We start from the raw sequence: 19,179 nt of genomic DNA on the forward strand, positions 1-19,179 counted from the left end.
CACTAACAGTGAGCAATCTAGAAGAAAGAGCTTTCTATCTAAGTAAATAAATAAATCGAAAAATAAATAAATATAGCCCCTAACATGACGAATAAATGCCATACGACATGCATAAATTTAACATTTTTCATACTATAAAAGATTGCACCAACAGTATAGGATACCCCTCCTAAAAATAACAGTAGAAATCCAGTCGATCCTAAACCAATATAAAGTGGTTTAATGGCAATTAAGCAAATCCATCCCATAATAATATAAAGAACGACATCTGTCTTTCCACGTTTTTGTAACCAAAGGGATTTAAAGACAATACCTGCAATCGCAATTGACCAAACGATGCCGAATAACGTCCAGCCTAACCAGCCTTGAATCGTTACCAAGCAAAAGGGAGTGTAGCTTCCCGCAATTAGCAGATAAATCGAACTATGATCAAAAACCTGAAACACTTTTTTGGCTTTTGTGAAAATCAAGCTATGAAATAAAGTTGAAAATAAAAACAATAAAATCATAGAAGCACCGAATATAGAGTAAGAGACAATTCGAATCGGGGAACCCATTTGTGCTCCTTTTATTATTAATAAAACAAGACCAGCAATACTTAAACCAGTCCCTATACCATGTGTGATGGCGTTAAAAACTTCATTAACGATTAAATACTTCTTCGTAAAAGTCGTTTGTTCCATATCAAACATCCTTTCATATTTTAAGTGAAAAAAATTTTTTTATCTGTTATACTGTACAACAGATAGATTATTACTATTCTACACGAATATGCTGTTTTTTGAAAGAGGTTTGAGAATGACAAAAATAAAAATTGTAACGGATTCTTCTTGCATTATCGATTCAGATAGAATGAAGGACCTAGAAATTAATACAATCAGCTTGTCAATTATGATTGACGGGACTATTTACGCTGATCAAAATGAATTAGATAAAAACGAATTTATTAAAATGATGGAAAATTCACCATCACTACCTAAAACAAGTCAACCACCTATTGGAGAATTTATCGCACTTTATGATGAGCTAGGTAAAGATGGGAGTGAAATTATTTCAATTCATCTGACTGAAAAATTAAGTGGTACTGTTAATACAGCACGTCAAGCTGCTCAAATGTCCCAATCAAAAGTGACAGTAGTTGATAGTGATTACATTGATCAGGCATTAGGTTTTCAAGTGTATGAAGCTGCTACTCTAGCTAAAAACGGGGCTACTATGGATCAAATAGTAACGCGTATTGAGGAAGTTAAAAATAAAACACAACTATATATAGGTGTTGCTACTTTGGATAATTTAGTTAAAGGTGGTCGTATTGGTAAATTAGTTGGTGCTGTTTCAGGATTTTTAAATATGAAAGTCCTTTGTCAGTTAACAAATGGCGAATTGGAAGTAATATCTAAAGGTCGTGGTAATAAAACATTCACTAAATGGATGTCTAATTTAGAAGAAAAATTAGAGACGTATTCAATCAATTGTTTGGGTTTTTCAGAAGCTGATGGCATGGATATCTCTCTTGAATTAAAAAATTCTATTATAAAAGTATTACCTGAATTAAAAATTCCAATTATAAGAACAACACCGCTTGTTGCGACACATGCAGGTAAAGGTGCTTTTGCGGTTATGTTTTACACTAATTAAAAAAAGTTAAGGCAGATCAATTGGTCTGCTTTTTTAAATCGAGGGATTAAATGAAAAAAATTAAAAATAGTACATCTTTTTTTGGCTTATTTTTTGTTACCTTACTAGTAACCTTTTTTGTAGGATCAATGATAATTCCTAAAGCGGAAAAAATAAGTTCAACTGACAAACACTCCAAGCAAAATGAAACACACATGGATATCCTGCGAATTAGTGCAGTAGGGGATTCTTTAACTGAAGGTATCGGAGACACAACGCATACAGGTGGCTACGTTCCATTGCTCCAAACTGATTTAAGCGAGAGGTATCCGATTGATGTTGTTCAAGCCGATAATCATGGTAAATCTGGTGATCGTAGTGATCAAATATTAAAAAGAATCAAGAAAAATGAAGAAATACAAGAATCAATAAAAAAAGCTGATGTTATTCTTTTAACAGTAGGTGGCAATGATTTGATGAAAGTTATTCAGACAAAAATATTTGATAAATTATCATTAAAAACATTTAGTAAACCACGTACTAAATATCAAAAACAATTAGAAGATTTATATTCTGAAATTAGAAAATTAAATCCAAAAGCACCGATATATCAACTAGGTATTTATAATCCATTTTATAAGAATTTTTCTGAAATAGAAGAAATGCAAGATATTGTAGATTTTTGGAATGAAGGAAGCAAAGAATTTGTAGAAAAGCAAAAAAATGCTTATTTTGTACCAATTAACGATGAAATATATAATGGTTTACCAGATATTGAAGCAACCGTAGATTCTACTACGACCAATAAAAAATCTAAAAGTAAAAGTAGTCAAGATTTAATTAATAATTTGATATCAGAAGAGGATAGTTTTCATCCCAATAATCTTGGTTATCAAATTATATCCAATGCATTCCGCTTAAAAATGGAATCAACTAAACAAAAATGGTTACAGAAATAGTACATGAGGTGTGAAAATGACAAAAAAAGAAAATAGACAAGAAAAACCTAAAAATTCAAAAGCAGTCCAATTTTTTAATAATCCTTGGAGAATAGCTTTTATTGTTTTAGTAGCTATTTTAGTTGGTTTTTCTTTAGTATTGATCAACCGAATAACAACACCAAGAATGACCTACGATAAATCAGAACCCAAAATTGAAACAAAAAATAAAGCAATATTAGATATAAACATGAAAAAAGCCCAAATTAATGAATCTCTTAATTTTTTTATGAAAGACATGATGGAAGAATCTGGAGTAGATTATTCATTTAACTTAGAAAACGATGCAATGATTGATGGCACTTTTAAACTATTAGGACATGAAACACATTTCTATTTATACTTTGATCCTTTTGTATTGAGTGATGGCAACGTTCAATTGAGGGCTAAAAGTCTTTCGGTAGGGTCTTTAAATGTTCCGATTCCAGCGATGATTAATTATATCTCGTCAACAACAGACTTACCTAATTGGATTGAAATTGATGCAGATGAACAGATTATTAATCTTCACTTAGACAAATTTAAAATGAAAAATGGGTTAGCAATTAAAGCTAAGAAAATTAATTTAATTGATGATGATATTAGTTTTAGTTTATACTTACCCAAAGAAGAATCTAAAGATAAAAAATCAAAAGAAACATCTAAAGAATCAACGAAAGATACATCCAAACAAAAATCTAAAGAAAAGTGATGTGAATGCTATTGAAAGAAACAGCAATATTTGCAGGAGGATGTTTTTGGTGTATGATCAAGCCTTTTGATCAACATCTAGGCATTCATACAATTTTATCCGGCTATACCGGTGGACATTTTGATAACCCAACGTATGAAGACGTTTGTTCTGGAAAAACAGGTCACACAGAAGCAGTCAAAATTGAATTTGATCCTAATTTAATTAGCTATGAAGAGCTTCTGACAATCTATTGGCAACAAACTGATCCAACTGATGCATTTGGTCAATTTGAAGATCGTGGGGACAGCTATCGTCCGGTTATCTATTATACAAATACTACTCAAAAAGAATTAGCACAAGTAAGTAAACAAAAATTAATTGATTCAGGTTATTACATTGATCCGATAGTGACAACAATTGAACCAGCTGTTGCCTTTTATGAGGCTGAAGAATACCATCAAGATTTTTATAAAAAAAATCCTGAAAGATATAAACTATCAAGTCATTCTAGAAAAGAATTTTTAAAGAAAATATGGGATGGTAAAGCAAATGAAGCGTAGCTTTTATCATTATGCCCAAACGTTTAGAGGCAAGCTTAAACAAACAGATGAGTCAAAATTAGCTGAGGATATTTTTAAAGACCTTCAGTTTCCTAAACAATCTGAAAATTATGATGAAATTTCTCATTATTTAGAAACAAATGCTTACTATATTCCTAATATGGATATATTTGATAAATTGTGGGAACTTTATATTGAAAATAATTAACTAATGAAGGATGCGGTTTATATATGAAACAAACTGATTCAAAAAAAATATCACTTACCCAATACATTATAACTATTGTGATTGTAGGGATTCTAGCATCAGGTATCACGTTGTTTGTTTATGAAGTAAACAATCCGATGAGTAAATTAACAAAGGGAAGTAGCAAAGATGATTTAGAAAATATTGAATTGCTAAATGAATTAATTACGAGTCAATATATTGAAGACGTTGATCAAAAGAAATTAGTAACTGGTGCTTTAGAAGGCATGACAGAAGCAATTGGGGATCCTCACTCTAGTTTTTTCCCAGAAGAAGAGGCAGAAGAATTTGATACAAGTGTATCTGGAAGTTTTGAAGGTATTGGGGCAACTATGATGCTTGAAAATGATTATCCCTCGATTGCAGAACCACCAATTGAAGGATCACCAGCTGAAAAAGCAAAACTTAAAAAAGGTGATATAATTGTAAAGGTAGATGGTAAAGATACAAAGGATAAACCACTTCAAGAAGTAGTTTCAAAGGTTCGTGGAAAAAAAGGAACCCGTGTGAAACTAGATGTTTTACGAGGAGACGAAACGTTTAATGTTGAAATTGTAAGAGATAAAGTACTTGTTGAATCTGTTAAGGCTAATATTGATAAAAAAGACCCTTCCATAGGCTATATTAAGATCAACAGTTTCAATACAACGACATCAGATGAATTTGACAAAGCCATTGATAAAATGAGACAAGACGGTGCTAAGAAATTTGTGATTGACGTCCGAGGAAATCCGGGTGGTGTTCTCCAAAATGTTGAAAAAATGACCAGTCGTTTTATTGAAGATGGAAAAATAATTGTTGGTTTCGAAAATAAAGCAAAAGTGAAACAAGAAGAAGTAGCGAGTAAAAAATTGGATAATGGCAAAAAAATAAAAGAACCATCTGTAATTTTGATCGATGAAAATAGTGCTAGTGCATCAGAGATAATGGCAGGTGCTTTCAAAGCCCATGGTTTAGAAGTGATTGGTGTTAAATCATATGGTAAAGGTACTGTCCAAACAATGGTTCCGATCGAAGGACATGGTGAAGTGAAGTTAACCATTAGTAAGTGGTTAACCCCTGACGGAAAATGGATTGATAAAAAGGGTGTAGAACCAACGATTAAAGTTGATTACCCAGCTTATCTAAAAAATAGGGTCATTGATCGTTCTATGGAATATAGAGAAGGTGTTATTAGTCCTAATGTGAAAATTATTAATACGTATCTGAATGAACTAGGTTATAGTGTTGATAAAGATAGTGATTCTTATTCGGAGAAAACAGTTAGTGCAGTACATGCTTATCAAACTGATAATAAGTTAGAAGTGACTGGCGTCATGAATAAAGAATCAATTGAGAAATTAGAAGACAGTATCAGAAATCATTGGAAAGACAACGACATTCAATATAATAAAGCAGTCGAAGTCCTAAAAAATAAATAAGAATCAAAGGTTGTAGGAGAAATTTAATTTCTTTTATAACCTTTTTTAATTTTAAAGCGTGAATGACTAGTAATTTAATTGATTTTTATATATCATATAATATGGAAGAAAGACGGTGAAAAATTGGAAAAGAAAATTTTGGATATTGTGTGGCATTGGATAAAATTAATTGTAGTTTGTTCTGTGTTTGCGGTTATCTTACAAGCTTTTATCCTAGTACCAGTCGAAGTAACTGGTAAATCAATGTCACCGACTCTGAAGGAAAATGATTTTATTGTAATGGAAAATTTCAGTCAAATAAATCGTTTTGATATTATTGTGTTTACTTCGCCAGATGGGAATACCTACATTAAACGAGTTGTCGGACTTCCTGGCGACCATGTAAAATATGAAAAAGATCAGCTTTACATCAACAATGAAAAAATTGATGAACCTTTTTTAAAAGATATAAAAAAACATAAAAATGAGTATGTATTTACAACAGATTTAGATTCTACAGAAATTTTAGGGACAAAAAAAATCCCTAAGAATCAATATTTTGTTTTAGGCGATAATAGGAGATTGAGTAAGGATAGTAGGTCATTTGGCACAATTAGTCAAACGTCTATTTTAGGCAAAGCTAGAATTGTTTATTATCCAATTTTTCATAGTAAGATAGTATAGTAATTAGGAGTGGATAAAATGACAATACAATGGTTCCCAGGTCATATGGCGAAAGCCCGCAGAGAAGTATCAGAAAAATTAAAATTAGTCGATATCGTTCTAGAAATAGTTGATGCAAGATTACCAATTTCAAGCAGAAACCCAATGTTAGATAGTTTAATTCAACAAAAACCGAGAATTATTTTATTAAATAAAGCTGATTTAGCAGACCCAATTGAAACTGGACGATGGCAAAGATATTTTGAAGCCCAAGGACATGCTTGTTTAAATATTAATGCAAATGAAGGTAAAGGGATTAAGAAAATTGTTCCTAAAGCAAAAGAGATATTAGCAGAAAAAATAGAACGCCAGCGTTTAAGAGGCATGAAACCAAGACCTATTAGAGCAATGTGTATTGGCATTCCAAACGTTGGTAAGTCAACCTTGCTAAATCGCTTAGCTAAAAGAAATATGGCGAAAACAGGTAATACACCAGGTGTTACCAAAGGACAGCAATGGTTAAAAACAGGTAATGAATTAGAATTATTGGATACACCAGGAATTTTATGGCCGAAGTTTGAAGATCAAGAAATTGGGCGAAAACTAGCTTTAACAGGAGCAATTAAAGATACTTTACTTCACATGGATGATTTGGCATTATTTGGGTTGGAATACTTTAAAAAACATTACCCAGAGCAGTTAGGTAAAAGATATCAATTAACGGAAAAGGATCTGGAGTTATCGCCAGTCGACATTTTGTTATTAATCACTGAAAAAAGAGGATTTAAAGACAATTATGATCGTGCTAGTATTATGGTTGTCCAAGAAATTCGTGATGGTCGATTAGGGCAGTACACGCTAGATCGTGTTGAGGATTTAAAATGAGCAAGTTAACAACGCAACAAGTAAAAGAAGTATTAGTTGACGTCACTTCGTTAAATGATCCAAGATTACTGGAATTTACTGAAGATGAGAGAAAAAGTGTCCAATCAGCTGTAAAAATATGTAAAAATCGTTTGCTTAAAACTGAAAAATTACATGAGCATTTTGAAGAAATGAAGATATTTGAAAAAGAAGCAAAAAAAGCTGGATATAAATGGATAGCTGGAATTGATGAAGTCGGTCGAGGACCATTAGCTGGTCCAGTTGTTTCAGCAGCAGTTATTTTGCCAGAAGATTTTGATTTGTATGAAGTGAACGACTCCAAGCAATTGTCTTTAAAAAAACGTGAAGAATTATTTGTGAAGATTAAAAAACAGGCGATAGCTATCGGAATTGGTATAATAGATCACCAAGTCATCGATCAAGTTAACATCTATGAAGCGACAAAATTAGCAATGAAAGCAGCAGTTCAAAATTTAGAAAAAGCACCTGATTTTCTTTTAATCGATGCCATGGTTTTAGATCTACCTATCCCTCAAGAAAAAATTATTAAGGGAGATGCTAGAAGTATATCTATTGCCTGTGCTAGTATTATTGCTAAAGTGACGCGAGATAAGATGATGGAAGAGTACGATTTATTGTTTCCTGGCTATGATTTTTCTAATAATTCTGGTTACGGAACAAAAAAACATTTAGCTGGTTTAGATGAATTAGGTATTACCCCAATTCATCGAAAAACATTTGCACCAATTAAAAATATGATCTAAATAAGAAAGTTATCTCCTATTTACGTACTTTATTTGTAGTACATTAAATAGGAGGTTTTTTATGTTAAGACAAAAATTATTCATTTTTCAATTAAAGCATTTAAAAGGGATAGGTAATAAAGGCCTATTATTAATTTTACAATATAGTATCGATTATCCTGAAGATTTATTAACAGTTGAAAAAGCGATAAAAGTTGCACGAGTTAAACAACAGTATCAAGAGATATTTTCACAATCATTTAATCGAATGCAAGAAATTTCTTTAAATGATTTCTTAGACTTTTTGGAAATTTATTCATTTATCACTATAATGGATAAGGATTACCCTGAAAATTTAAGAGAAATATATAATCCTCCTATTGCTCTATTTTATCAAGGAAATATTAAGTTATTATCTTCTAAAAAATTAGCTATTATAGGGTCGAGAAAAGCAACTCCTCATGGCAAAAAAATGATTGAAACTCTTGTACCGAATCTGTGTGAAAAAGAAATTACAATTGTTAGTGGTTTAGCAAAAGGTAATGACACATACGCTCATCAAGCAGCTATTAGACATCACGGACAAACTGTTGCGATTATTGGGTGCGGACTGGATTGTGTCTATCCAAAAGAGAACTGGCGATTGCAAGAATTTATAGCAAATAATCATTTATTGATGACAGAATATTTACCAGGAACAAAGCCTTTAGCTTATCATTTTCCAAGTCGAAATCGAATAATTGCTGGACTTAGTCAAGGTGTTTGCGTTGTGGAAGCAGAAAAGAAAAGTGGTACATTTATTACAGCGCAGCTTGCATTAGAAGAAGGACGAGATGTTTTTGCAGTTCCAGGAAATCCAATTGTGGATCGCTCAGAAGGGTGTTTATCTTTGATTCAAGATGGAGCTAAATGTACATGGAAATCTTCGGATATACTTGAGGAATGGCAACTGTAAAAATTAAAAAATACATTCGCTTCTTGACAAACATCTGTTTAATGGACTAAGATGGTTATCGATTGTTGAACAAAAAAAATCAAAAGATAAAATAAGTGAAAGAAAGGGATTAAAGCATGAGTTATAAATATTTAGTAATCGTAGAATCCCCAGCAAAAGCTAAAACGATCGAGAAATACTTAGGCAGAAATTATAAAGTCGTAGCGAGTGTCGGTCATATACGTGACCTTCCTAAAAGTAAAATGGGTATTGATATTGAAGATAACTATGACCCAAAATATATAAATATTAGGGGTAAAGGTCCAATTATTAAAGAGTTAAAAAAATATGCAAAAAAGGCGGATAAAGTTTACCTTGCAGCCGATCCGGATAGGGAAGGGGAAGCCATTGCATGGCACCTAGCCCATATTTTAGATTTAGATTTAGAAGATAATAATCGGGTTGTTTTCAATGAAATCACAAAAGACGCTGTGAAAGCAGCTTTTAAAGAACCAAGAAAAATCAATGTTGACTTAGTAGATGCTCAACAAGCCCGTCGTATTTTAGACCGTTTAGTAGGTTATTCTATTAGTCCTTTACTATGGAAGAAAGTTAAAAAAGGATTGAGTGCAGGTCGTGTTCAATCAATTGCTCTTAAAATTATTATTGACCGAGAAGAAGAGATTAGAGCTTTTGAACCAGAAGAATATTGGAGTATTACTGGTGATTTTGTTAAAGGTAAATCCAAATTTAAAGCCAATTTTTATGGTATTGATGGAAAAAAATTAAAATTAAATAATGCGGCGGAAGTAAAAGAAATTACAGACAAACTAACTTCTCGTGATTATGATATTAAAAAAGTAACTAAGAAAGAACGTAAGAGAAATCCGGCTTTACCTTTTACAACAAGTGGAATGCAACAAGAAGCAGCTCGTAAGTTAAATTTTAGAACAAGAAAAACTATGATGGTTGCTCAACAGCTGTATGAAGGTATTAAATTAGGAAAAGGTCAAGGCACAGTCGGGTTAATTACCTATATGCGTACAGATTCAACCCGTCTTTCTGATACAGTAAAAGAAGAAGCGTTTAACTTTATTGTTGAAAAATATGGTAAAGAATATACAGGTGGAACCGTTAAGAAAGCTAAAAATGCTAAAGGGGCACAAGATGCTCACGAGGCAATTCGTCCATCAAGTATTTTAAGAACACCAGAATCAGTGAAGGAGTTTTTAGATAAAGATCAATTTAAATTATACTCTCTTATTTGGGCAAGAACAGTTGCTAGTCAAATGGCACCAGCTATTTTAGATACAATGCGTGTTGATCTTGAACAAAACGGAATCAAATTTGTAGCCAATGGTTCAAAAGTAAAATTTGCTGGTTTTACTAAAGTTTACATTGAAGGAAAAGATGACGGAAAAGAAGATAAAGAGAATATCTTACCAAATTTAGTTGAGGGTGACGTTGTGAAGTCGGCAGATATCGAGCAAAAACAACATTTTACACAACCACCAGCTAGATTTAGTGAAGCAACATTAATCAAAACTTTAGAAGAAAATGGCGTAGGTCGTCCTTCCACATATGCACCAACTTTAGAAACTATTCAAAGACGTTACTATGTTAAATTAACTGCTCGTCGTTTTGAACCAACAGAACTTGGAGAAATTGTTAATAAATTAGTTTGTGAATTCTTCTCTAAAATAGTGGACGTTAACTTTACTGCAGAAATGGAAAAAGATTTAGATATGATAGCAATTGCTCAAGAGAATTGGGTAGATGTTGTTGATAAATTCTATAAACCTTTTGCAAAAGAACTTGAAATCGCTGAAAAAGAAATTGAAAAAGTCCAGTTAAAAGATGAGCCAGCTGGATTTGACTGTGAAGAATGCGGTAATCCAATGTTAATTAAATTAGGTAAATATGGTAAATTCTATGCGTGCAGTAATTTTCCAGAATGTCGTAATACAAAAGCTATCGTTAAAAAAATCGGTGTGACGTGTCCAACTTGTAAAAAGGGAGACGTTATTGAGAAGAAAACGAAGAAAAATCGTATCTTCTTTGGATGTGACCAGTATCCTGAATGTGAGTTTACGTCATGGGATCGTCCAATTGGTCGAGATTGTCCAAAATGTTCACATTACTTAGTGCTTAAAAAAGTCCGTGGTGGTCAACAGATTATTTGTAGTGATTGTGATTATACAGAGGATGTCCAAAAATAAAATGTTGTCTATTACTAATTAAATTGTGTATAATACTATCGTCGAGAGAGTGTGACAAAAGTAAGTCACACTCTCTTTTTAACAAACTAAACGGTGTCACAGAAGTAGCTTATTCGGAAATAAGCCGAAAATTACAAAAATTTGAAAAGCAATTTTCGCGATTTCCTTTTTATTTCTTGAAGCTGAACACTTCTGTCACAACCTCTTTAGTATTTTTTTAAAAAAGAAAGAAGGTTTTTTTAATGACAGAAATGAAAGTAACTGTAATTGGTGCTGGTCTTGCCGGTAGTGAGGCGGCGTTTCAAGTAGCTGAGGCCGGTATCAAAGTTGATTTATATGAAATGAGAGCGGTCAAAAAAACACCAGCTCATCACACGGATAAATTTGCGGAACTTGTTTGTACGAATTCCCTTAGAGGTAATAGTGTGACAATAGCTGCTGGTCTTTTAAAAGAAGAAATGCGTTATTTGGATTCTGTCATTATTGACTCAGCTGATGTGAACCAAGTCCCAGCTGGCGGTGCTTTGGCAGTGGATAGGGAAAGTTTTTCTCAGTACATAACTGATAAAGTAACAAATCATGAAAATGTAACAGTTCATCATGAAGAAATCACTGAAATTCCAGAGGATGGCATTACGATTATTGCAACAGGTCCCTTAACAAGTGAGCCTTTAGCCGAAAGTATTAAAGAATTTACGGAATCAGAAGGGTTATACTTTTACGATGCAGCTGCGCCTATTTTAGATAAAAATACGATTGATATGGATAAAGTTTACCTTAAATCAAGATATGATAAAGGGGAAGCAGCTTATTTAAATTGTGCCATGAACAAAGAAGAGTTCTATGCGTTTAGAGAAGCTTTAATCACAGCAGAAGTAGCACCATTAAAATCTTTTGAAAAAGAAAAGTTTTTTGAAGGCTGTATGCCAATTGAAGTTATGGCAGCTCGTGGTGAAAAAACAATGACTTTTGGTCCTTTAAAACCAGTTGGGTTAGAAGATCCTAAAACAGGTAAACGTGCCTACGCTGTCGTTCAATTACGCCAAGATGATGCAGCTGCTTCACTTTACAATATTGTTGGATTCCAAACCCATTTAAAATGGGGAGAGCAAAAGCGAATTATTCAAATGATTCCAGGATTAGAAAATGCTGAGATTGTTCGTTATGGTGTGATGCATCGTAATACATTCATGAACTCACCCGAATTATTAGAACCAACGTATCAATCCAAAAAACGTCCGACACTTTTATTTGCTGGACAAATGACTGGTGTTGAAGGTTACGTTGAAAGTGCAGCGAGTGGTCTAGTTGCAGGGATTAATGCAGCGCGTTTAGCAAAAAATAAAGAACCTATTGTTTTCCCAGAAACAACTGCAATGGGAAGTATGGCACATTACATTACTCATACGTCAGGTAAAAATTTCCAACCAATGAACGCTAACTTTGGTATCTTCCCTGAATTACCAATGAAAATTAGAGATAAAAAAGAACGATACCAAGCGATTGCTGATCGTGCGTTAAAAGACATTAAAAAGATCGAGAGATAAGATGATTAAACAACTAGTAGATCCCACAGATATTAGGTGGCCACAAGTTTTTGATATATGGTTAAGTGCTAATATTGACGCTCATAAATTTATTGACGCTTCATATTGGAAAGAAGCATTTCCTTTTGTTAAAGAAATGTTGCCACAAGCGATTGTCTATGTTTATGAAGAAAATCAAGAAATTTTAGGGTTTGTTGGACTTGAAGAAAATAACATTGCCGGAATCTTTGTGAAAAACAATGCGCAAGGTAAAGGGATAGGTAAACAGATGTTAAAAAAAATCAAAGGAAAATATGATAAATTGTCATTAAGCGTCTATGTTGAGAATAGGCGAGCTTTAAATTTTTATATCAAAGAAGGGTTCGAAGTTGTTTCAGAGTTGATTGATGAAACAGGACATTTAGAAAAAACAATGGATTGGAAAAAAGATAGTTTTTAGCACTCGATAGTTTCGAGTGCTATTTTTGTGAACAAATTGTGCCCTTTTTCTGTATAATTCGTTAAATTCTGACAATTCATTTGTTTTAGATTATTGATTATGTTACATTTGTCTTGTAATTTATTTGAAAGGACTTTATCTGACAATGGATAACTTAACTGAATTTCTAAGATATATTATGATTGAAAGGCAATATTCCGAAAAAACAAAAGAAGCATATCATGATGATGTGATAAATTTTTTTAATTTTTTAAAGGAAACTGGAAATGATGACTATTTGTCGGTAACAATTCAAGATATCAGGATTTATTTATCTCAATTGCATGATCAAAACTATAGTCGAAATACAATTAGTCGAAATATTTCAAGTTTACGATCGTTTTATCAGTTTCTAGTCAAGAATAATATTTTAGAAGATAATCCATTTTCTTATGTTCAAATGAAACGTAAACAAGCTAAATTACCTCGTTTTTTTTACGAAAAAGAAATGGATGCGTTATTTCAACAGATACAAGGAGATGATGCTTTAGACAATCGAAATAGAGCGTTACTTGAAGTTCTTTATGGAACTGGAATTCGAGTGACGGAATGTGCGAATATCAAAATAAAAGATATTGATTTTGATTCATCGGTTGTACTAATTTTTGGAAAAGGAAATAAAGAACGCTATGTTCCTTTTGGTTCATTTGCTGAAGATGCAATGATTGATTATATTAATTTTGCTCGAAAGGAATTGATGTTAAAAGGGCAGAAATCACATGATTTTTTATTTGTGAATCATCGTGGCGATCAATTAACTGATTCAGGTATTCAATACATATTAAAAAAAATTATTGAAAAAAGTAGTTTAACAACGGATATTCATCCGCATATGTTTAGACATACATTTGCAACTCATTTATTAAATAACGGGGCAGATTTAAGAACAGTACAGGAGTTATTAGGACATTCTAGTTTGTCATCGACACAAATATATACACATGTAACAACAGATACACTGCAAAAAAGTTATCGGAATTTTCATCCGAGAGCTTAGAAAAGAGGACGAATATTATGGGATATACAACATTTCATTCAACAACAATTTGTGCTGTTGAAAAAGACGGAAAATTTGCAATGGCCGGAGACGGACAAGTAACAATGGGAGAATCAGTTGTGATGAAAGGAACTGCTAGAAAGGTTCGTCGAATTTACAATGATCAAGTGATTGTCGGTTTCGCTGGTAGTGTAGCAGATGCATTTAATTTAGAAGAAAAATTTGAAGGTAAGCTTAATGAATTTAAAGGGAATTTAATGCGAGCAGCTGTAGAGCTTGCAATGGAATGGCGTAGCGATAAGATGATGCAAAAACTTGAAGCGATGCTAATTGTTATGAATGACAAAGAAATGTTAGTCGTTTCAGGTACCGGCGAGGTTATTGCCCCAGATGATGGTATTTTAGCCATAGGTTCAGGCGGTAACTACGCATTAGCAGCAGCTAGAGCGTTAAAAGCGAATGGTAAAGAAGAATTAACTGCAGGTGAAATTGCAGAAGCAGCTTTAAATGTTGCTGGAGATATTTGCGTTTATACCAATCACAATATTATTGTAGAACAATTTTAAAGGAATGATAACTATGACAACTAATCAAACAACACCTAGAGAAATCGTATCTGAATTAGATAAGTATATTATTGGACAACATACGGCTAAAAAATCAGTAGCTGTTGCTTTAAGAAATAGATACCGTCGTATGCAACTAGATGAAGACATGCGACAAGAAATCACCCCTAAAAACCTTTTAATGATTGGACCAACAGGTGTCGGTAAAACAGAAATTGCTCGACGTTTAGCTAAAATTGTAAACGCTCCTTTTGTAAAAGTCGAAGCTACTAAATTTACAGAAGTTGGATACGTAGGTCGTGATGTGGAATCGATGATTCGTGATCTTGTAGAATCAAGCATTGTGATTGTTAAAAAGGAACAATACAGTCGTGTTTACTCACAAGCATTAAAAAAAGCTGAGGAACGTTTAGTAAAATTATTGGTTCCTGGAATTAAAAAAGAACAAAAGAAAAATACTAATCAGTTTGATATGATGATGAATATGATGAATGGTATGGGAAATAATCAAGAGGAAGAAAAAGAAGAAGTCAATGATTCAATACGTGTGAGTCGCGAAACTGTTCAATCTCAACTTGAAAAAGGTTTACTTGAAAATAGAGAAATTACGATTGAAGTTGAAGAAAAGAAAAATGTTCCTGCCATGAATAACGGATTAGAACAAATGGGTATTGATTTGAATGATACCTTAAGTGCATTAACACCTAAGAAAAAAGTAAAACGGACATTAACAGTAAAAGAAGCACGTGAGATTTTAATTAATGAAGAATCAGAAAAATTAGTGAATGATGCTGATATCCATAGTGAAGCAATCCGTTTGGCTCAAAATCACGGAATTATTTTCATTGATGAATTTGATAAAATTACATCAAAATCAGAAAATTCTGGTCAGGTTTCTAGAGAAGGTGTTCAACGTGATATTTTGCCAATCGTTGAAGGTTCCCTTGTTAGTACTAAATACGGGACAATCTCAACAGATCATATCCTATTTATTGCTTCAGGAGCTTTCCATCTGAGTAAACCGAGTGATTTGATACCTGAATTACAAGGCCGTTTTCCAATTAGAGTTGAATTAGATGACTTAACAACAGAGGACTTCATTAAAATATTAACAGAACCAGATAATGCTCTTGTGAAGCAATATATTGCTCTTTTAGGCACTGAAAATATTGCGGTTACATTCACTAAAGAAGCAATTGAAACGATTGCCAAAATTGCTTTCAGCGTGAACAGTGAAACAGATAATATTGGTGCTCGACGTTTACACACAATTCTTGAAAAATTATTAGAAGATTTACTATTTGAATCGCCAGATATGCAAATGGGAGAGATTACAATAACTGAAAGCTATGTCAACGAAAAATTAAACCATATAGCAACGGATAAAGATTTAAGTCGTTATATTTTATAACCAAGTTGATTATATTCGAGGGGGAGTTTTTAATGGATACATTACTAGTGAAAACACGAATGATAAATGAATTATTACAAAAAGAAAATACATTTAGTTTATCTTCTGATCTACCCTATAACCAAATGGCTGATACATTAGGAGATATTTTAGATTGTAATGCGTATATTATTAATAAAGAAGGAATTGTTTTAGGGTACATTGTTTTACATGACTTCAATAATGAGCGAGTAAAAGATATGTTACTAGCACAACAATTCCCTAAAAATTACATCCGTAGTATCTCCCATGTTGATTTAACAACTGAAAATATTAAAATAGATAGTGAAATGACCGTTTTCCCGATTGAACTTCGGGAAGAAACGGGTATCAGAGAAGCGTACACAACGGTTGTTCCTATCTATGGTGCGGGCGAACGTTTAGGAACCATTATTTTAGGCCGCTTGGAAATACCTTTTAATTCAGATGATCTCGTTTTGGCAGAATATAGTGCAACTGTAGTTGGTATGCAAATACTGTATCAGCAATCTCGAGAAATAGAAAAAAGAGTAAGAGAATCAACTAATGTAAAAATGGCAATAAACACTCTTTCTTATAGCGAAACAAAAGCTATAAAAGCAATTTTTGATACTTTAGAAGGAAACGAAGGACGTATTACAGCATCGATAATTGCTGATGAGATTGGTATCACTCGTTCAGTTATTGTCAATGCACTCAGAAAACTTGAATCGGCAGGAATTATTGAAGCTAGGTCTTTAGGTATGAAAGGAACATTCATTAAGATCAAAAATGACCGATTTAAAGAAGAATTAAAAAAAGAAACCATTATTTAATTTTTGTAGGAGGTTATAGTATGTCAGTTATTTTGGAGAATAGTACGTGCCAAGTAAAGATTAATGAAAAAGGTGCAGAATTATGCAGTTTTATTTTAAAAGAAGCTAATTTAGAATATATTTGGCAAGCTGATAATAAATATTGGGGAAGGTATGCGCCTGTTTTATTTCCTTTCGTTGGAAAATTAAAAGAAAATAAATACACTTATAAGGGACAAACATATCAAATGTCTCAACATGGATTTGCTCGTGATATGAATTTCAAAATAGAAGAAACAACTATGAATTCAGCATCATTTTTACTAAGTAGTGACGCTGATACGTTAATAAATTATCCTTTTGACTTTGATTTTAGAATCATTTATCAATTAGAAGCTAACGATTTAAAAATCACTTATCAAGTAACGACTAGATCAGAAGAAATGTACTTTGGTGTGGGAGGCCATCCTGCTTTTAATATTCCTCTCACTGATAATACAGATTTTAATGATTATTATCTTCATTTTGCCCCTTCAAAATCTAGATTTACATTACCATTAGATGGAGCATATATTAATTTAGCAGAAAAAACCTTGGCTCAAACAAACACATCCATACAAATTGAAAGAAGTATCTTCGAAAAGGATGCGCTTGTTTTAGAAACAAAAGGTGAAAATGCCTTTTCAATTTTATCAGATGTAACAGAGCATGGTGTGACAATTTCATATAAGGAGCTACCTTATGTTGGTATCTGGTCACCTTATCCAAAAGAAGCCCCTTTTGTCTGTATCGAGCCTTGGGCTGGCATTGCGGATACAATTGAATCTACTGGTAAAATAGAGGAAAAAGTTGGAATGAATTTAATTCACAAAGATGATCTTTTTGAAAAGAGTTTTATCATTTCGGTTAAATAAAAAAGAGGTTAATGTGAAAACTCACGTTAACCTCTTTGATGTTAAATTAGCAAAAATAGCTGTGATCTTCTAATCCAAGTTCTGTTAAAATAATCGACGCTGTTTCTTCAATCGAACGTTGGGCAACATTAATAATAAGGCATCCAATCTTTTCGTAAAGCTCATTAGCAAACTTTAACTCGTCTTTTATTTTACCAATATCAGAATAGGCTGTATTTGGTCTCAATCCGTATGAACGCATCCGATCTTCACGAATAGCATTTAAAATTTTAGGATCATTGGTCAGTCCGACAATTTTCTTGGGATCAACTTCCCAAATTTGTGAAGGAATATGAGCTTCAGGAATTAATGGTAAATTGGCAACTTTTAAATTTTTATTGGCTAAGAATAAACTTAGAGGTGTTTTCGAAGTCCTTGAAACTCCTAATAAAAGAATATCCGCTTCTAAGAAACCACGAGGGTCTTTACCATCATCGTATTTTACAGCAAATTCCATAGCATTAATTCTTTCAAAATAGTTTTCGTTTAAAAAATGTAACGCTCCGGGAACGCGGCTAGGTTCAATGCCTGTTCTTTTCTTTACTTCATTAACGATAGGGGACAGAGCATCAATTGTAAATAAATTATTTTTTTGACAATAGTCATTAGATAACCGAACTAGCTTTTCAGAAATCAGAGTTTGAAGTACAATAGCGTTTAAATTTTTTGCCTCTTCTAAGGCAACCATTAAATCACTAGGGTCTTCGATGAAAGTTTGCTTTAATAATTGGACATCTACGTCTAGTTGGTCATACTGAGCAATTGAAGCGTGAGCTAGCTTAGAAGCTGTTTCACCAGCTGAATCAGAAATAATGTACATATAAATTTGGTTGTTGGTCATTTAGTTGTTCCTTTCTCGATTTTTTTACATATGGAATATTATATCATATAATGTAGTTAACGTAATGAAGTTAGTGAGGTGAAATAGTGAAAGAACAATTAGAAAGTGCCATTAAAATTATGAAAGAAAATGGCTACAAATATACTAAAAAAAGAGAAGAAATTTTACTTTTTTTGATTCAAGAGAACAGATACCTTGGTGCAATCGAAGTTTTCGACTTTATGAATAAAAAACATTCTGGAATTAGTTATGATACTATTTACCGTAATTTAAGAGATTTTACTAAAATGGGATTACTTGAGGAAACTGAATTAATGGGTGAGAAAAAAGTTCGTTTTCATTGTGATGTGTCTAGTTGTCACAAACATTCACATCATCATCACTTTATTTGTACAGATTGTGGTGCTACAAAAGAGATCAATCTATGCCCTATGACGTTTTTTAATGAACAGCTTCCAGATTGTGAAATTGAATCACATAGATTCGAAATTTTAGGAAAATGTCAAAAATGCTCAAAAAAACCTTAAGAGGTAGTTGACTGAAAAAAACACATTAGGTATAATATACTACGAACGGTTTTTTGTTTTAATGTAATTTATGAAAAACGGTTACCTAAAAGTTTGGAGGGAGGGATT

At 32.6% G+C, this 19,179-nt stretch carries 21 protein-coding genes; 19 read left to right on the top strand and 2 right to left on the bottom strand.

What is annotated here, in order from left to right; translation table 11 throughout:
- Positions 1 to 38: 38 nt before the first annotated feature.
- Positions 39 to 683: a PAQR family membrane homeostasis protein TrhA gene (trhA, locus tag FM121_RS06435; protein ID WP_086951351.1), complete on the bottom strand. Its 645-nt coding sequence runs from the start codon at positions 681 to 683 to the stop codon at positions 39 to 41.
- Positions 684 to 798: 115 nt separating this feature from the next.
- On the opposite strand from trhA, the gene FM121_RS06440 reads away from it, so the two are divergent.
- The 18 genes from FM121_RS06440 to FM121_RS06530 all read left to right on the top strand — a co-directional run bounded on the left by FM121_RS06440 (position 799) and on the right by FM121_RS06530 (position 17,664).
- The gene (locus FM121_RS06440) at positions 799 to 1,638 is read left to right on the top strand and encodes a DegV family protein (RefSeq protein ID WP_086951352.1); all 840 of its coding nucleotides are present in this window, start codon (positions 799 to 801) and stop codon (positions 1,636 to 1,638) included.
- A gap of 59 nt (positions 1,639 to 1,697) precedes the next feature.
- Complete coding sequence (locus tag FM121_RS06445) at positions 1,698 to 2,576, top strand: SGNH/GDSL hydrolase family protein (protein WP_373385073.1); 879 nt, start codon at positions 1,698 to 1,700, stop codon at positions 2,574 to 2,576.
- A gap of 16 nt (positions 2,577 to 2,592) precedes the next feature.
- Entirely contained in the window at positions 2,593 to 3,306 is a 714-nt protein-coding gene (locus tag FM121_RS06450) for a YpmS family protein (RefSeq protein WP_086951354.1), read from the top strand.
- 5 nt (positions 3,307 to 3,311) lie between these two features.
- Positions 3,312 to 3,848, top strand: a complete 537-nt coding sequence (gene msrA, locus FM121_RS06455) for a peptide-methionine (S)-S-oxide reductase MsrA (protein ID WP_086951355.1) — start codon at positions 3,312 to 3,314, stop codon at positions 3,846 to 3,848.
- Positions 3,838 to 4,056 (top strand): YozE family protein, encoded by a 219-nt coding sequence (locus tag FM121_RS06460; RefSeq protein ID WP_086951356.1) that lies wholly within the window; start codon positions 3,838 to 3,840, stop codon positions 4,054 to 4,056. Before msrA ends, FM121_RS06460 begins: the two co-directional genes overlap by 11 nt.
- 23 nt (positions 4,057 to 4,079) lie before the next feature.
- On the top strand, positions 4,080 to 5,516 hold the full coding sequence (locus FM121_RS06465) for a S41 family peptidase (protein ID WP_086951357.1): 1,437 nt from the start codon (positions 4,080 to 4,082) through the stop codon (positions 5,514 to 5,516).
- Positions 5,517 to 5,639: 123 nt separating this feature from the next.
- On the top strand, positions 5,640 to 6,179 hold the full coding sequence (gene lepB / locus FM121_RS06470) for a signal peptidase I (protein ID WP_086951358.1): 540 nt from the start codon (positions 5,640 to 5,642) through the stop codon (positions 6,177 to 6,179).
- A gap of 18 nt (positions 6,180 to 6,197) precedes the next feature.
- Positions 6,198 to 7,043 carry a ribosome biogenesis GTPase YlqF gene (ylqF, locus tag FM121_RS06475; RefSeq protein ID WP_086951359.1) on the top strand — a complete coding sequence of 282 codons (846 nt, stop codon included), beginning with the start codon at positions 6,198 to 6,200 and terminating at the stop codon, positions 7,041 to 7,043.
- Entirely contained in the window at positions 7,040 to 7,807 is a 768-nt protein-coding gene (locus FM121_RS06480) for a ribonuclease HII (RefSeq protein ID WP_086951360.1), read from the top strand. Before ylqF ends, FM121_RS06480 begins: the two co-directional genes overlap by 4 nt.
- Positions 7,808 to 7,868: 61 nt before the next feature.
- Positions 7,869 to 8,741, top strand: a complete 873-nt coding sequence (dprA, locus tag FM121_RS06485) for a DNA-processing protein DprA (protein WP_086951361.1) — start codon at positions 7,869 to 7,871, stop codon at positions 8,739 to 8,741.
- 116 nt (positions 8,742 to 8,857) lie between these two features.
- Entirely contained in the window at positions 8,858 to 10,939 is a 2,082-nt protein-coding gene (gene topA / locus FM121_RS06490) for a type I DNA topoisomerase (RefSeq protein WP_086951362.1), read from the top strand.
- Between the two features lie 251 nt (positions 10,940 to 11,190).
- Positions 11,191 to 12,486 carry an FADH(2)-oxidizing methylenetetrahydrofolate--tRNA-(uracil(54)-C(5))-methyltransferase TrmFO gene (gene trmFO / locus FM121_RS06500; protein WP_373385074.1) on the top strand — a complete coding sequence of 432 codons (1,296 nt, stop codon included), beginning with the start codon at positions 11,191 to 11,193 and terminating at the stop codon, positions 12,484 to 12,486.
- 1 nt (position 12,487) lies between these two features.
- On the top strand, positions 12,488 to 12,925 hold the full coding sequence (locus FM121_RS06505; RefSeq protein WP_086951364.1) for a GNAT family N-acetyltransferase: 438 nt from the start codon (positions 12,488 to 12,490) through the stop codon (positions 12,923 to 12,925).
- Between the two features lie 145 nt (positions 12,926 to 13,070).
- Entirely contained in the window at positions 13,071 to 13,961 is an 891-nt protein-coding gene (gene xerC, locus FM121_RS06510; protein ID WP_086951365.1) for a tyrosine recombinase XerC, read from the top strand.
- Positions 13,962 to 13,978: 17 nt separating this feature from the next.
- Complete coding sequence (gene hslV, locus FM121_RS06515) at positions 13,979 to 14,527, top strand: ATP-dependent protease subunit HslV (protein ID WP_086951366.1); 549 nt, start codon at positions 13,979 to 13,981, stop codon at positions 14,525 to 14,527.
- Positions 14,528 to 14,540: 13 nt separating this feature from the next.
- Positions 14,541 to 15,938: an ATP-dependent protease ATPase subunit HslU gene (gene hslU, locus FM121_RS06520; RefSeq protein WP_086951367.1), complete on the top strand. Its 1,398-nt coding sequence runs from the start codon at positions 14,541 to 14,543 to the stop codon at positions 15,936 to 15,938.
- Positions 15,939 to 15,970: 32 nt separating this feature from the next.
- Complete coding sequence (gene codY, locus FM121_RS06525) at positions 15,971 to 16,771, top strand: GTP-sensing pleiotropic transcriptional regulator CodY (protein WP_086951368.1); 801 nt, start codon at positions 15,971 to 15,973, stop codon at positions 16,769 to 16,771.
- A 20-nt stretch (positions 16,772 to 16,791) separates the two neighbouring features.
- Positions 16,792 to 17,664: an aldose 1-epimerase family protein gene (locus FM121_RS06530; protein WP_086951369.1), complete on the top strand. Its 873-nt coding sequence runs from the start codon at positions 16,792 to 16,794 to the stop codon at positions 17,662 to 17,664.
- Between the two features lie 46 nt (positions 17,665 to 17,710).
- Here the strand turns inward: FM121_RS06530 and FM121_RS06535 are convergent, their stop codons facing one another.
- On the bottom strand, positions 17,711 to 18,544 hold the full coding sequence (locus tag FM121_RS06535; RefSeq protein ID WP_086951370.1) for a pyruvate, water dikinase regulatory protein: 834 nt from the start codon (positions 18,542 to 18,544) through the stop codon (positions 17,711 to 17,713).
- Positions 18,545 to 18,630: 86 nt separating this feature from the next.
- On the opposite strand from FM121_RS06535, the gene FM121_RS06540 reads away from it, so the two are divergent.
- Complete coding sequence (locus tag FM121_RS06540) at positions 18,631 to 19,071, top strand: Fur family transcriptional regulator (protein WP_086951371.1); 441 nt, start codon at positions 18,631 to 18,633, stop codon at positions 19,069 to 19,071.
- Positions 19,072 to 19,179: the final 108 nt, after the last annotated feature.

It is taken from the genome of Vagococcus fluvialis bH819, assembly GCF_900163795.1.
Taxonomy (GTDB): Bacteria; Bacillota; Bacilli; order Lactobacillales; family Vagococcaceae; genus Vagococcus; species Vagococcus fluvialis_A.